Source organism: Brevibacillus soli (assembly GCF_044759095.2).
Taxonomy (GTDB): domain Bacteria; phylum Bacillota; class Bacilli; order Brevibacillales; family Brevibacillaceae; genus JBIYSM02.
This window is the reverse complement of sequence record NZ_JBIYSM020000010.1, coordinates 81,115-94,798: the sequence shown is the minus strand read 5'-3', so window position 1 is coordinate 94,798 and position 13,684 is coordinate 81,115. Positions and strand designations below refer to the sequence as shown.

General features: G+C 54.1%; 13 protein-coding genes. 3 read left to right on the top strand and 10 right to left on the bottom strand.

The features are described from left to right. Positions 1-131: 131 nt before the first annotated feature. Positions 132-449: a thioredoxin gene (gene trxA, locus ACE99V_RS06345; protein ID WP_400490223.1), complete on the bottom strand. Its 318-nt coding sequence runs from the start codon at positions 447-449 to the stop codon at positions 132-134. Between the two features lie 168 nt (positions 450-617). On the opposite strand from trxA, the gene ACE99V_RS06340 reads away from it, so the two are divergent. Then, the gene (locus ACE99V_RS06340; RefSeq protein ID WP_400490222.1) at positions 618-911 is read left to right on the top strand and encodes a hypothetical protein; all 294 of its coding nucleotides are present in this window, start codon (positions 618-620) and stop codon (positions 909-911) included. A 41-nt stretch (positions 912-952) separates the two neighbouring features. On the opposite strand, the gene ACE99V_RS06335 is transcribed toward ACE99V_RS06340, so the two are convergent. The 8 genes from ACE99V_RS06335 to ACE99V_RS06300 all read right to left on the bottom strand — a co-directional run bounded on the left by ACE99V_RS06335 (position 953) and on the right by ACE99V_RS06300 (position 9,551). Next, a complete protein-coding gene (locus ACE99V_RS06335; RefSeq protein WP_400490221.1) occupies positions 953-1,912 on the bottom strand; it encodes an electron transfer flavoprotein subunit alpha/FixB family protein in 960 nt (319 codons plus the stop codon). 25 nt (positions 1,913-1,937) lie between these two features. Then, entirely contained in the window at positions 1,938-2,705 is a 768-nt protein-coding gene (locus ACE99V_RS06330; protein ID WP_400490220.1) for an electron transfer flavoprotein subunit beta/FixA family protein, read from the bottom strand. A gap of 21 nt (positions 2,706-2,726) precedes the next feature. Further along, positions 2,727-3,503, bottom strand: coding sequence for an enoyl-CoA hydratase (locus tag ACE99V_RS06325; RefSeq protein ID WP_400490219.1), 777 nt, complete (start codon positions 3,501-3,503; stop codon positions 2,727-2,729). A gap of 120 nt (positions 3,504-3,623) precedes the next feature. Continuing rightward, a complete protein-coding gene (gene fadR / locus ACE99V_RS06320) occupies positions 3,624-4,211 on the bottom strand; it encodes a fatty acid metabolism transcriptional regulator FadR (RefSeq protein ID WP_400490218.1) in 588 nt (195 codons plus the stop codon). 200 nt (positions 4,212-4,411) lie between these two features. After that, a complete protein-coding gene (locus tag ACE99V_RS06315; protein ID WP_400490217.1) occupies positions 4,412-6,112 on the bottom strand; it encodes an AMP-binding protein in 1,701 nt (566 codons plus the stop codon). Between the two features lie 172 nt (positions 6,113-6,284). Next, positions 6,285-7,286: an LCP family protein gene (locus ACE99V_RS06310; RefSeq protein ID WP_400490216.1), complete on the bottom strand. Its 1,002-nt coding sequence runs from the start codon at positions 7,284-7,286 to the stop codon at positions 6,285-6,287. Positions 7,287-7,378: 92 nt separating this feature from the next. Continuing rightward, complete coding sequence (locus ACE99V_RS06305; RefSeq protein ID WP_400490215.1) at positions 7,379-8,551, bottom strand: thiolase family protein; 1,173 nt, start codon at positions 8,549-8,551, stop codon at positions 7,379-7,381. A gap of 70 nt (positions 8,552-8,621) precedes the next feature. Next, positions 8,622-9,551: a 50S ribosomal protein L11 methyltransferase gene (locus tag ACE99V_RS06300; RefSeq protein ID WP_400490214.1), complete on the bottom strand. Its 930-nt coding sequence runs from the start codon at positions 9,549-9,551 to the stop codon at positions 8,622-8,624. A gap of 305 nt (positions 9,552-9,856) precedes the next feature. On the opposite strand from ACE99V_RS06300, the gene csaB reads away from it, so the two are divergent. Both csaB and ACE99V_RS06290 read left to right on the top strand, forming a co-directional pair. Further along, the gene (csaB, locus tag ACE99V_RS06295) at positions 9,857-10,960 is read left to right on the top strand and encodes a polysaccharide pyruvyl transferase CsaB (RefSeq protein ID WP_400490213.1); all 1,104 of its coding nucleotides are present in this window, start codon (positions 9,857-9,859) and stop codon (positions 10,958-10,960) included. A 24-nt stretch (positions 10,961-10,984) separates the two neighbouring features. Then, entirely contained in the window at positions 10,985-11,836 is an 852-nt protein-coding gene (locus ACE99V_RS06290; RefSeq protein WP_400490212.1) for a class I SAM-dependent methyltransferase, read from the top strand. A 64-nt stretch (positions 11,837-11,900) separates the two neighbouring features. Here the strand turns inward: ACE99V_RS06290 and ACE99V_RS06285 are convergent, their stop codons facing one another. Beyond that, positions 11,901-13,535 (bottom strand): putative polysaccharide biosynthesis protein, encoded by a 1,635-nt coding sequence (locus tag ACE99V_RS06285; protein ID WP_400490211.1) that lies wholly within the window; start codon positions 13,533-13,535, stop codon positions 11,901-11,903. Between the last annotated feature and the right edge of the window lie 149 nt (positions 13,536-13,684).

The window sequence follows — 13,684 nt, the reverse complement described above, 5'->3', positions numbered from 1 at the left end:
CTTCGCCAGCCGTAGTAGCAGTATTGACAATATTTTCATTCATCAGTGATGCCGTGAACGCGGCATGGAAGTCTTATCTACTAAAAAAAGACAGCACTGCACGAATGTGCTCATGCTGTCTTTCTCCTGCCTTACAGGTGCTTACCCAGAGTGGCCATCAATGCTTCCTTCGGTTGGAAACCGATCACCTTGTCAACCGGTTGGCCATCCTTAAATACCATCAGGGTCGGAATGGACATGATGCCAAAACGCCCTGCAGACTCCGGATTTTCATCGACGTTTACTTTGGCGATTTTCAGCTTGGCGCCTACTTCATTGTCGATTTGCTCCAGCACAGGAGCGATCATTTTGCAGGGACCGCACCAAGGTGCCCAGAAATCGACGAGGACAGTCCCTCCTTGTTCTACTTCCTGGCTGAAGGACTGATCGGTTACGTTGACAATTGCCATATGTGGCTACCTCCTTAAGGTCAGTTACTGATGGGGGTTCGACGATTTTCAGTATACCATTCTCTGCCTGAAATGACTATGGCGGGCGACACTTTGCGAAGGAGTGGTTCCCACATACTTTGCCCTGTTCTGTTCCAAGCTATTGAGGATGGAAAGGGGGGAGTTCATGTGGCAACCATTGTGGCTTACTTCAACAGCGAAGCCGAAGCTCATCGCGTCTTGCAGCAATTGGCACTGGAGACTTCGGTACAATCCATCGTGTTTCTCAATCAATCCTCCGTCTCCGGAGAAAACACCCCTTTGGACTCGCTTGTGCCAATTGGCCTTAACAAGGAACAGTCCGCCATCTTTCAAGACGCCCTGTCAGCAGGAAAAGCAGCAGTCGCCCTGGAGTGCAATGATGCAGCCGACATGCTCGTTGCCCTGCAGAACTACGGGGTTCGCGAGTATAGTCTGGTGTAAAAAAACGACCCCTTGTATCAGGGGCCGCTTAGCCGTTACCTTTACGCCAACACCTTTTTAAATTCTTCCGTCAAGAGCGGCACCACTTCAAACAGGTCGCCAACGATTCCGTAATCAGCCACTTGGAAAATCGGCGCTTCGGGATCCTTGTTGATGGCAACGATTACCTTGGAGTTGGACATACCGGCCAGGTGCTGGATGGCACCGGAGATGCCGCATGCGATGTACAGATCAGGAGTCACTACCTTGCCCGTTTGTCCAATCTGCATCGAGTAGTCGCAGTAATCTGCGTCGCACGCGCCGCGGGAAGCACCTACAGCTGCGCCCAATACTTCTGCAAGCTCGTAAAGGGGCTTAAACCCATCTGCGCTCTTTACACCGCGACCGCCGGAAACAATCACCTTTGCTTCGGACAGGTCAACTTTGCCGCTGGTTTTGCGGACAATCTCCTTCACGATCGTACGCAGATCCTTGATTTCCACGTCAAACGGTACCACTTCCGCTGTCTTGCCTGCTTCCGCCTGACCAACCGGAATGTTGTTCGGACGAATCGTGATGAAAATGCAACCTTCACGGAACTTGCGCTTTTGGAAGGCTTTTCCGGCGTAAATCGGACGGGTGAAGACCGGTCCTGCCTCAATGGCCGTGACGTCGGAGACGAGTCCGTAACCGAGACGCGCTGCCACACGCGGTGCCAGATCGCGGCCGATCGAGGTATGACCCAATACGATCGCGTCCGGACTTACAGCCTTGATCAATTGCTGCAAAGCCTGGCTGTACCCGTCAGGAGTATAGGTAGCAAGCGCGCTGTTGTTTACGACATATACCTTGTCGGCCCCATGCTGAGCAAGCGCATCCGCGAACGAACCGCCATCTGCACCAAATACGGCTGCCGCGATTTCGCCGCCCTCTGCCAGAATGTTCGCTGCCGCCAACGCTTCAAAGGATACGTTGCGCAGTTGGCCGTCACGTGCTTCTGCCAATACAAGTACTTTTTTCATATGTGTATCCCCTCTCCCTTGTTCGTTACACCACTTTTGCTTCGTTGCGGAGCAGTTGGACCAATTCTGAAACTTGGGACGAAAGATCGCCGGAGAGAATGCGTCCCGCCTGTTTTTTTGGTGGCAGGTACTGATCGACGATCTCTGTTTTAGCCTGGACGTCTTCAGCGGAAAGGCCCAGGTCGTCTGCCGACAGACGCTCAAGCGGCTTTTTCTTCGCCTTCATAATGCCGGGGAGAGATGGATAGCGCGGCTCATTCAGGCCCTGCTGCGCGGTGATCAGCACAGGAAGCGAGGTTTCCACGGTTTCCAGATCGCCCTCGATATCGCGCTCGACGCGAACATTGGTGCCGTTTACCTCCAGTTTCACCGCAGTGGAAACGTGGTTGATGCCCAATTCTTCTGCGAGGCGCGGACCGCCTTGCCCCGCTCCGGAGTCAACCGCCATCTGACCGCCAAGAATGATGTCGAAGCCAACTTTTTTCGCTACCGCTGCAAGCGCTTTTGCCGTGGTGTACTCATCGCCGAACAGCGATTCGTCATCAACGAGAACAGCCTTGTCCGCTCCCATCGCCAGTGCGGTACGAAGAGCGGTTTCAGCGCGATCCGGTCCGACCGTGACAACGGTAACCTCGCCGCCGAGCTCTTCTTTTAATCTGATCGCTTCTTCTACCGCGTACTCATCGTACGGATTGATGATAAATTCCACTCCGTCTTCGGAGATTTTTCCGTCTTGAATGACAATTTTCTCTTCGGTATCAAAAGTTTGTTTGAGAACAACCAGGATATTCATGGGAGTACCTCCTTCTTGTTTCTATCGGTCATGAAACTGAGGCTTGCGCTTCTCCAGGAAAGCGGTGACGCCCTCTTTCACATCTTCAGAACGGAATGCTTCACCAAACAGCGCTGCCTCCCGCTGCAGACCTTCGTGCAAACCATGGATAACGCCGGCGTGGATGGCGTTCAGCGCGAGACGCAGTGCGACAGCGCTCTTCTGCGCTATTGCTTCCGCCAGCTTTTTCGCTTCGTCCAGCAGTTGTTCCAGCGGATATACCGCTTCTACCAGACCGATGCGATACGCTTCTTCGCCGCCAATCATCTCCGAGGTGAGGATCATCTGCGTCGCCTTACCGCGACCGATCAGACGCGGCAAGCGCTGTGTGCCTCCGTAACCCGGGATAATACCGAGGTTCAGCTCTGGCAATCCCAGTTTGGCTTCCGCTGCTGCCAGGCGAATGTGGCACGCCATCGCCAGCTCCAGGCCGCCTCCCAGGCAAGCGCCGTTGATCGCTGCGAGGATCGGCTTCGGGTATGTCTCGATGCGATTGAACAGCTCCTGACCGGCAGTTGCCAACGCTTCCGCTTCCGTGGGGTTTAATTGGGTGAATTCCTTAATGTCAGCCCCCGCGATAAAAAAGCGCCCTTCCCCGGTCAGAACGACGACCTTTACATCAGCCTCGTTTTCGAGCTCGTCTAGGATGGACCGCAGCTCCTTCAGGGCAGGTTGATTGAGCGCGTTTGCAGGCGGGTTATTCACCGAAACAACAGCGATGCGATTCTCCTTCTTCACAAGAAAATGCGAATACGTCATGCCTCTCTCCCCCACTTTTTCCATGGTCACTGCATACGATTGCATCCAACCGAGCGATCGCTCAGTTGTACACCCTCCATTGTAACAAACGCGCGCTTCCAAAAAAAGCGTTTTCTATCGTTACTTCCGCATCAAACCGTACAGGAAGAGGTTATGGATGGGATCAACGTGAGAGACAAGGTCATACTTGCACTGCTTCATGACCCAGGACGTCGCTACTTCGTCAAGCGTGCCAAAAATCATTTTCCGTGCCACCCGCACATCAATATCGGGGCGGAACGATCCTTGTTCAATCCCTGCCCGTATCACGTCGTCAATCAGGTTGAAGTACTGCTTCATCACAATCCCGATGCCTTTGCTGATCTCCGGATTGGATTGGCGCAGTTCAATCTGCGTCACGATGGCCATCTCCGGATCCTGTGACAACTGACTGAGGTGGGCGTGGACGAGAACGTACAATTTTTGTTCAAGCGACTCGGCTTCTGCAATGCGTCCCCGGCATGTTTCAATAAACTGACCCATTTTCTCATTAAAAAGCGAGATTAAAATGTCATCCTTGTTCTCAAAGTAGAGATAGATGGTACCGTCCGCAACCTTCGCCTCTTTAGCGATTTTGGAAACCTGGGCATTGTGATACCCCTGTTTCGCGATGACGCGTACAGCCGCATCAATGATGGCCTGATACTTTTCCCCCGTTTTCTTTGCCATACTTACCTCCACATTTGATTTCACAAGATGATGAGAGCGAATGAATGATCATTCATTCAGATCAAGTGTAATACACTCACTGCACAGTGTCAATCCCCGCGGAGAGAAGCCCATGTCTAACGTTCCCCACTTATTCGTATGGCAATCTCCAAAACGAAAAAGGACCTTCTCCAGAAAAATGGAAAAGGTCCTTTTTGTGATTAACTGCTCTTCGCCTGCTGTTCCGCTTCGCGCCGCTGTTTTTCCTCTTCCTGAAGCTGACGGCGGAGCACCTTGCCTACCATTGTTTTCGGCAGTTCGCTGCGGAACTCATACAACCGGGGGATTTTATAAGCGGCCAAACGCTGTCGACAGTGACGCTCCAAATCGTCCTCCGTCACCTGACGTCCCTGTTTCAACACGATGAACGCCTTGACTGTTTCACCGCGGTATGGGTCGGGTACGCCTATCACAGCCGCCTCCTGAATAGCCGGATGCTCAAACAGCACTTCTTCCACTTCCCGTGGATAAATGTTGAAACCGCCGGCAATAATCATATCCTTTTTACGGTCGACGATATAAAAATAGCCTGCGGCATCCATGTATGCCATGTCACCGGTCAACAGCCAGCCGTCACGCATCGCAGCCGCCGTTTCCTCCGGGCGGTTCCAGTACCCTTGCATGACTTGCGGACCTTTTACGGCCAATTCTCCAATTTCCCCTTGGGGAAGCTCTTCTCCGGTCGCCGGATCCAGTATGCGGCAGTCGGTATCGGGCCAGGGCAGTCCGATGCTGCCCGAGATGCGATGTCCCCAGATCGGGTTGGAGTGGGTAACCGGCGAGGCTTCTGTCAGTCCGTAGCCTTCCACCAGTTTGCCCCCGGTCAATTCTTCGAAGCGCTGCTGCACTTCAACCGGAAGCGGAGCAGATCCACTCACACATGCTTCGATGGAGGACAAGTCGTATTTTTTCAAATCAGGATGATTGATCAACGCAATGTACATGGTAGGGGCGCCCGGAAACAAGGTAGGCTTCCATTTGTTGATGGAATCCAGGATCTGCTTCACATCAAATTTGGGCACCAGGATGATTTCCGACGCCATGGAGATGCCCATGTTCATCACCGTCGTCATGCCATAAACATGAAACAGCGGCAGAGCGCCAAGGATGCGCTCCCGTCCCCTTTTCAACTTGTAGAGGGTAGCCTGGCACTGAATGGCATTGGCGATCAGATTGCTGTGGGTCAGCATGACACCTTTGGCCACTCCGGTCGTTCCTCCGGTATACTGCAGCAGCGCCAGGTCTGTTTCCGGGGCGATTTCTGTCTTGACCGGATTGGTAGCGCTTTCTTTTATAAGGGAAAGAAAAGGCTCAACTTCTCCGCTGTATTCCACTTGCGGGTTGTGACCTTGCCTGCGCTGCACCAACGGATAAAATAACTTTTTGAGAAAGGGGAGAAAATCGCCAACACTCGTAATGATCAAACGTTTTAACGGAGTAGAAGGCTTGACGTTCATGACCCTTTTGTAAAGCAGGTCCAATGTGATGATCGTCTCGGCGCCGGAATCGTTCAACTGATGGGTGAGCTCCCGCTCCGTGTAGAGGGGGTTTGTCATGACAACAGTGGCACCGATAAACAGCGCGCCGTAGTACGCAATGACTGCCTGGGGGGAATTAGGCAGCATGATGGAGACGCGGTCGCCTTTTTTTACGCCGCGCTTCTTCAACGCGTTGGCGAACTGGTACGACATTGTCAGCAGTTCGCGGTAGGTGATCCGCTTCCCCATGAAGTTGAGGGCAAAATTGTCAGGGAATTCAGTTGCCGCTTGTTGCAGGTAGTGCGTCAAGGGAACACGGGGGTATTCCAACGACGCTGGGGTCTCGGGCGGGTAGCTGGCAATCCAAGGCTTGGCATTCGACATGTACATTCCTCCCAATCCTTTTTCAAGCTTACCTCTCCCGTACGATCCACATTCATAACCTCTTCCTGACTCCATTCTATTCGAAATTTATGGATTTTTCCAACAAAAAAATATAAGTACAATAAAACACGCCTTCCGTACAGAGGGCGTGCTCTCGGATGATCAGTGTCCGTCAGCGGGCCAGTTCGGTCAGCAGCTTTCCGTGGACGCGGCTGCGTTCCTGGCTGGGAACGAGATAGTACCAGCCTCGGATGCCGTGCCTCCAGATCCGCTCGTCCGCTCCCTTCAGCGTTTCCGTCTCCAAATGATTTTGTTTCGGGTCATAGTAGGTGATCAAGAGAGAGGCGATTTCCGCCTCCGTCAAATCGGTTTTCACATGCTTTCCCATGATATCCATCAGCTTGAACGCCTTGAAAAAGGCCTCAACGGAATCTCCTTTATTGGCAAGGGCTTTGACGATCTCCTGCTGACGAACAATCCGTTCGTAGTCACTGTCTTCCCTGCCCAGGTCGCTTTTCCGGTAACGGGCGTAGTCCAGCGCCTGCTTGCCGTTCAGCCTCTGCAGGCCGGGTTGCAGGTCGATGTACGTGTCGTCGCCGGGATCCGTATACTTCATTCGCTTTTTCACATGGATCTCGACTCCGCCCAGTTCGTCGACGATCTTGCGGAATCCGTCAAAGTCGATTGTCACGTAGCGGTCTATTTTGACGTTTAAGAAGCGTTCCAGCGAGTTTTTGACGAGCTTGGGACCGCCAAATGCCATAGCGTGATTCACCTTGTCGTAGCCTCGGCCGGGCAGCTCCATGAAGCTGTCCCGGGGAATGGAAATCAGATAGGCCCGCTGCTTCTCGGGATGGACGGCAGCCAGCATCATCGTGTCGGAACGGGCCCGTTCACCATCCCGGCTGTCGATACCGATCAAAAGCAGCAGAAACGGCTTCAGCGGCTTTGGCTTTTGCAACAGGCCCAGCTGTTCCGGGACCGCGGTATTCGATGGCGGAATTTCCTGTACGCGAGCCTGCTCTTCCCCCTCCAAGGGAGCATACCAGTCTTGTGTCATTCGTTTATACTGGTACGCGGTATAGCCTGCGGCCGCTGCGAGAGCGAGCGCCAATGCCGTTCCTCCGTAAAGCAGAAGCGGTTTCCATCGACTGCGAAGAAATGAAAACAACATGAATGAAGCCCCCTTTACTCACGCAAAGACCCCATCGGAGCCTATACGCAAAGATGGGGTCATGTTACCAGTTTGGACGGGGGCTTGCCGGTTTATACTTCGACGATCATGGCCATGCCCATCCCCCCGCCGACGCACAGGGTGGCCAAACCGCGCTTCAACTGTCTGCGGTTCAACTCATGCAGCAGCGTCACGACGATTCGGCAGCCGGTGGAACCGACGGGATGTCCGAGCGAGATGCCGCTGCCGTTCACGTTGGTAATCTCCCGCGGCAGCTCCAGCAGCTTTTCGACGGCAAGGTACTGGGCGGCAAACGCTTCGTTCACTTCGATCAGGTCGATGTCGGCCAGAGTCAGACCTGCTTTGGCCAGTGCTTTTTTGACGGCTGGAACGGGACCGTACCCCATCAGATCAGGCTCAACCCCGGCCCAGGCATAGGAGACAATCCGGCCGAGCGGCTTCAATCCCAGTTCATTGGCGCGGCTTTCCTTCATCAAAATGACCGCCGAGGCTCCGTCGTTCAATCCGGAAGCATTTCCGGCTGTAACAGTGCCATTTTCACGGAACGACGGTTTCAGCTTGGCCAGGCTCTCCAGCGTCACGTCTCGACGAGGATGCTCGTCTGTGTCCACATAGGTGGTGTCTTTTCGCCTCTGAACGGGAACCGGAATGATTTCTTCTCGAAAGGTCCCGTTGTCGATGGCGCGAACCGCATTTTGTTGACTGCGGTACGCCACTTCATCCTGCTCCTCACGGGTGATGCCGTAGCGGTCAACAAGGCGCTCCGCTGTCTCTCCCATCAAAATCTGGTGATGGGTGTCAGTCAAAAGGTCCCACATGGAATCGGTCATTTCTCCGTGCATCAGCCGTTTTCCCCAGCGAGCGTTTTTCAGTACATACGGTGCGTTGCTCATGCTCTCCACGCCGCCCGCGATTACGATCTCACTGTCGCCCAGCGCGATCTGGGACGCTCCGCTGACAATCGCCTGCATTCCGGAGGAACATTGGCGCTGAACGGTCAATCCGGTCACTTCTTTTCCCAGACCGGCGTCAATCGCCGCCACCCTGGCGATGTTGGCCTCGTCCGAGCGCTGAATGCAGTTCCCCAGGATTACCTCATGAATCAGCTGCGGATCCAGGCCTGCTTTGGCGATCACGCCGCGAATCGCCACTTCAGCCAGTCTGCGAGCGCTTACATCTTTCAATACGCCGCCGAACGTACCGATCGGCGTACGTCCTGCGGCGGCAAATACGATAGATTCCATTCCTCTCTCCCCCTTTGGTTACGTGTTGCTTCATTCTCTCACATTCGCGTAACAAAAGGGTTACTGAAGTCTATTCGGAAGCGGTCCGGATCAACAAAAGGGTTATCCACTCTTCACTCTGCCTCTCCTCGAGGAAGCGAAAACCAGCCTGCTCGTAAGCAGTCTGTACCTTTTCCCGGTTCCACTCCACAATACCGGACAGAATGACGACACCTCCCGGGACAATCCGCTCGCCCACCACCGGAAGCATGGCAATATCTTCATCCCCGCCAATGTTTACCAGGGCAAGATCAACCTCTTTCGGCAGGCGCTCCCGCACGTCATGCTCTGCCGCGTCGCCAATGACGACAGCTACGGCAGAATGCGGCAATCCGTTGTTTTTCAGGTTAACATGCACCTGGTACTCACTCTGCGGATTGATGTCCACGGCATAGACCGGCTGCTTTGCCCCCTCTTTGACTGCAAAAACGGACAGGATTCCCGAACCGGCGCCGATGTCCAGCACGCGACGGCCATGAAGCTCCATCCCCTGCATCAGCCTGAGGATGTCCTGTGTGGTTCCGTGATAGCCGGTGCCAAATGCCGCCCCCGGGTCAATCCGAAGAATATGGGTTGCCCCAATAAGGGCTTCCTCCGGCGTCCAGGTAGGGGCGATCCACCAGTCGCCTACCTGAACCGGTTGAAATTCCTCTTTCCACGATTCATTTTCCTCTTTTACCTGTTCCGTTTCCCGCAGGCGTACCCGTCCTCCCCAGCGGTTGAGAAACAGCTTCAACCGCTCGACATGCTGCTCCTCGCTTTCACTCATCGGCTCAAACAGGTAGGCAATGACAGGGAGCTCCGCCTTTTCCTCGTAGTCGTATCCGTTGTCCGTCACCAGCACCTCGATCTGCGGTTCGATCCATCCCAACGTATATGTACTTTCAAGCACGTCGGCCACAAACGCCTCTTCCAGGTCATTAGCGACGTGAAGTGTGTATTTCAGCCATTTTCCTTGCACGTTTGCCATCTCCTTTCTTTTCTATGATTCATGACGGCATCCCGCTCGACGTGATATGATGATAGGAATGGTGTAAGATCATTCATAGAGTCGGAGGAATTGCCATGTTTGATGAGTTTTTCTACCGCCGCCGCAAAAGTAAGGGGATCCTGGTTTTCATGGTCCTCTTGATGCTGTTGGGGGTCGGACTGTTTGTCGGGGGACTTTTCTATTTATTCTAGGTTGGCTTTACTTCCCCGCGTTTACTCGATTATACTTGAGAATGTATTTTTCATGTACGTTTGTGATAGAAAGAAGGTTCTCACATGTCGCGAATTCTCATCTCCGGGTATTACGGATTCAACAATGCCGGAGACGATGTCGTCCTGTACGGAATCATCAGCTCGCTGAGACGGGAACAACCGAATATCTCCCTGGCTGTTCTGTCAAACCAGCCTGAACGTACAGAGGCGCTGTTCGGAATTCCCGCGTACAACCGTTGGAGCCTTTCCACCATCATCCGCGAATTGAAACGCAGCGATCTTCTGGTGATGGGCGGCGGTACATTAATGCAGGATGTGACAAGCCCGCGAAGCGTGCTGTACTATCTGGGAATCGTCATGATTGCGAAGCTGCTGCGAAAACCTGTCGTCTTTTACGCCCAGGGATTCGGTCCGATCCTGAAGCCGCTCAGCCGCAGGATGATCAAGCAGGTAGTCAACCATGTCGACGTCATAACCGTGCGCGATTACGAATCGGGAGAAGATTTTAAAGCGTGCGGTGTGCATAAAGCCCCCCTCTACGTTACGGCTGATCCCGCTCTGACAATCCACCCTGACGACGTGTCGGACGAACAGGGAAAAAGGCTGTTGTCCGGTTTATTTGACGACCTGTCCCGTCCGCTGGTAGCGATTTCCGTCCGGGACTGGAAACAAGAGCAGCAGTTTAAGCAAGCGATAGCCGATGCAGCGGATTCTTTTATCGAAAACGGCTGGAATGTTCTGTTCCTGCCCATGCATTACCCAAGCGATCTGGCCCCTTCACAGCAGATCATGGCGTTGATGAAGCAGCCCGGCGCGAAACTTTTGGAACAGCCGGTATCGTTCCACGAAATCATGTCGGTGCTCAAGCAGTGCACCTATGTCGTTGGCATGCGCCTGCACTCGTTGATCCTCGCCTGCATGTTGAAAATTCCGTTTACCGGCATCTCTTACGATCCAAAGATCGACCGTTTCGTCGAGCGCGCAGGCATGCCTTGCGCCGGCCACATTCGAGACTTGAACCGAACGGCCTTGCTGAGTTTGTTGAAAAAGCACCTCGACAACCTGCCGCAGGAGAAACAGGTGATCGAGGAACGGTCCCGCCTGCTTGCCCGCGAGGCTGCGCGAAGCAGCGAACTGGTCCTGCAGGCGCTTGGCGGAAAACAATAGCTGCTGCAAGGAGGAAGAGCATACATGTCTATATCATCCACACTCCTCTATCAAGTAAACAAACTGTTTCCGCTTCCCGTCCATCCGTTCAACCTGGCGAACGACGGGAAGATGAGCTATACCGAATGGCAGTTTCAAAAGGGAGAACAGACGATTCAGTTTTTTCTTCCCTTCCACTCGCAGGAGCAGATGTTTCAGGGAAAAACGGTACTGGACATCGGCTGCGGCGGAGGAGGCAAAACCTGCTACTACGCCACATTCGGCCCAAAAAAGATTGTCGGTATCGACATTGTCCCGCACTACGCGGAAGAAGCGAAAGCCTTTGCCCGCGAAAAGGGACTGGCTGACGTCGCTTCGTTTCTCACGGCGGACTCCGCTGATTTGCCGTTTGCGGACAATACCTTTGATACCATCATCATGAACGACGCCATGGAGCACGTGGATCGGCCGGAAAAAACGCTGGAGGAATGCTTCCGCGTGCTAAAACCGGGCGGCCACCTGTACATCAATTTCCCTCCGTACTTCCATCCGTACGGAGCCCATCTGTCCGACGCCATCGGCATTCCCTGGGTGCATTCCCTGTTCTCCGAGCAGGCGATGATCGACGCCTACAAGCGTCTCGTTCGCGATCTGCCGGACGGCAGCGAACGGATTTCCTTTCGGATCAGCCGACGTGCGGACGGCAGCGAGTATTTTTCCTATATCAACCGGATGACGATCAAGCGCTTCCGGCGGATTCAACAGGGTGTCTCCCATCCGGTCGTGTATCAAAAGGAAGTACCTCTGCGATCCACCGTGGCAGGTTTGGCCAAACTGCCTGTTCTGCGTGAGTATTTTGTAAAAATGGTCGTTTGCGTGTATCAGAAATGTTCCTAAATGGTGAGGAAAAGAACCCATCGGCTTCTCTTTAGAAGCGCGATGGGTTCTTTTTTGGCTGAAGCTATCTTCTCAGTCCAATCATTCGTTTTCGCAGCACTTGCATGATTGCGCGCAGCTTGGCGCCGCCCGGCAGCCACTCCAGTTCTTTTTCCTCGATCAGCGGGATGAGCAGCAGCAGGGCCAGATAGACAAGCATGCCGATCGCAATCCCGACGAGGGTTTCAGCAGCGCCCAACAGCCGCGCTTTGAGCTGAAAAGCGAGCAGGAAGCCGGTCGCTTCCGTTGCTCCCCAGGCAAGCAGCAGCATCAGGTTGGCGGCGAGCAGCGGATACAGCGTATCGAAACGCCAATGTACCTCTGCGTTCACCTGTTTCCCGATCGCCCGCATGTTCAATACGCAGACGAACGCCGTCGCGCACAGCCAGGAGACGGACAGACCGTCCATGCCCATCAGCGATGTAAAGAGCAGCGTGGTCACGACTTTGACGATTACACCCCACAAGAGGTGCAGGGCGGGTATTTTCTCCCGGCCTACCCCCTGCAGGATTCCGTTCTGGGCCAGCAGGAGAGACAGCGGGATGGCACTCACCCCGAGAATGGCCATGGCCCGTGTCCCTTCCACGTCCCCATACAAAGCGAGATTGGCTCCCTCTGCAACCGCCGTCAGGCCCAAACCGGCCGGCAGTCCGATCAGCCAGGCGAATCGGAGCGAAAGCCGGGTTAGTGTATTGACCTTATCTTCGTCGCCTCGCCTTTTGGCTTCGGCAATCGCAGGCACGATGGAAAGCGCGATGGAGGCACCGAACAGGCTGGCCAACTGCAACAGCGGGCCTCCCCTGCTGTAAATGCCGAACCACGTATCTGCGGTCAGGCCATCGACGTGCCAGACGTACCGGAAAATATTGATGGCAAGAAACGAGTCAACCAGGCTGAAGATGGGAATGACCAGGGCGCTGATGCAGATTGGCCAGGCAATCCGCCACATGGCGGCAAAAAAACGGCGATCGAACCACCAATCCAACCCTCGCGTTGCTTTGCCCGCTCCCAACGGCTGTTTGCGATTGTGCCACCATAAGAGGATGGTCAGAAAGCCGAGGCTTAAAAAGGTGCTGATCATCGTGCCGAAGTTGACACCCGTAATGACGCTATCCGTGTCCTCTCCCAACGAAACGAGATACAGCGATGCCACCAGAATAAACGCTACCCGCAGAGTCTGTTCCACGACCTGTGAGAGGCCGACGTACAGCATCTTTTGGTGCCCGTAAAAATACCCGCGCACAACGGCAATCAGCGGCACGAAGAGAAGCGACAACGATATGGCGCGAATCGGCTCAATCAGATGGGGATTGCCCATCAGAGCGGCAATCAACGGCGCGCTTAGATACAACACGGCGAACAGAATCAAACCGATTCCGCCCATCATTACCAGGCTGCGGGCGAGAATCTGGCTAATCAGTTCCCGCTTTCCCTCCGCCAGCGCCTCCGCGATCACCCGTGACAGGGCCACTGGCACGCCCGCCGTGGCCAGGATCAGGAAGGTCAGGTACAGCGGGTACACTTCCTGATAGAGACCAAGACCGCTGTCTCCGACGATTTCCTGAAGGGGAATGCGGTAAAACATCCCGATAACTTTTGACAACACCCCGGCGACGGCCAAAATCAGCGCTCCGCCGAGAAAGTGACTTTTCTTCAGCATGAAGCAGCTCCTTTTCTGTGGAGTATTTTTTGTGGGGTCCCCAAAAAGGAATCGGAATACGCTACAGAGCATCGCTTCACTTTTTGGGGTATTCATTCGGGTATAGGGTCATCTCCTGGTAGGAATAATGGTTGAAACAGCAACCATCC

Coding starts and splice junctions, on each gene's coding strand:
- trxA (WP_400490223.1), bottom strand. CDS start 449: ATGGCAATTGTCAACGTAACCGATCAGTCCTTCAGCCAGGAAGTAGAA.
- ACE99V_RS06335 (WP_400490221.1), bottom strand. CDS start 1,912: ATGAAAAAAGTACTTGTATTGGCAGAAGCACGTGACGGCCAACTGCGC.
- ACE99V_RS06330 (WP_400490220.1), bottom strand. CDS start 2,705: ATGAATATCCTGGTTGTTCTCAAACAAACTTTTGATACCGAAGAGAAA.
- ACE99V_RS06325 (WP_400490219.1), bottom strand. CDS start 3,503: ATGACGTATTCGCATTTTCTTGTGAAGAAGGAGAATCGCATCGCTGTT.
- fadR (WP_400490218.1), bottom strand. CDS start 4,211: ATGGCAAAGAAAACGGGGGAAAAGTATCAGGCCATCATTGATGCGGCT.
- ACE99V_RS06315 (WP_400490217.1), bottom strand. CDS start 6,112: ATGTCGAATGCCAAGCCTTGGATTGCCAGCTACCCGCCCGAGACCCCA.
- ACE99V_RS06310 (WP_400490216.1), bottom strand. CDS start 7,286: ATGTTGTTTTCATTTCTTCGCAGTCGATGGAAACCGCTTCTGCTTTAC.
- ACE99V_RS06305 (WP_400490215.1), bottom strand. CDS start 8,551: ATGGAATCTATCGTATTTGCCGCCGCAGGACGTACGCCGATCGGTACG.
- csaB (WP_400490213.1), top strand. CDS start 9,857: ATGTCGCGAATTCTCATCTCCGGGTATTACGGATTCAACAATGCCGGA.
- ACE99V_RS06290 (WP_400490212.1), top strand. CDS start 10,985: ATGTCTATATCATCCACACTCCTCTATCAAGTAAACAAACTGTTTCCG.
- ACE99V_RS06285 (WP_400490211.1), bottom strand. CDS start 13,535: ATGCTGAAGAAAAGTCACTTTCTCGGCGGAGCGCTGATTTTGGCCGTC.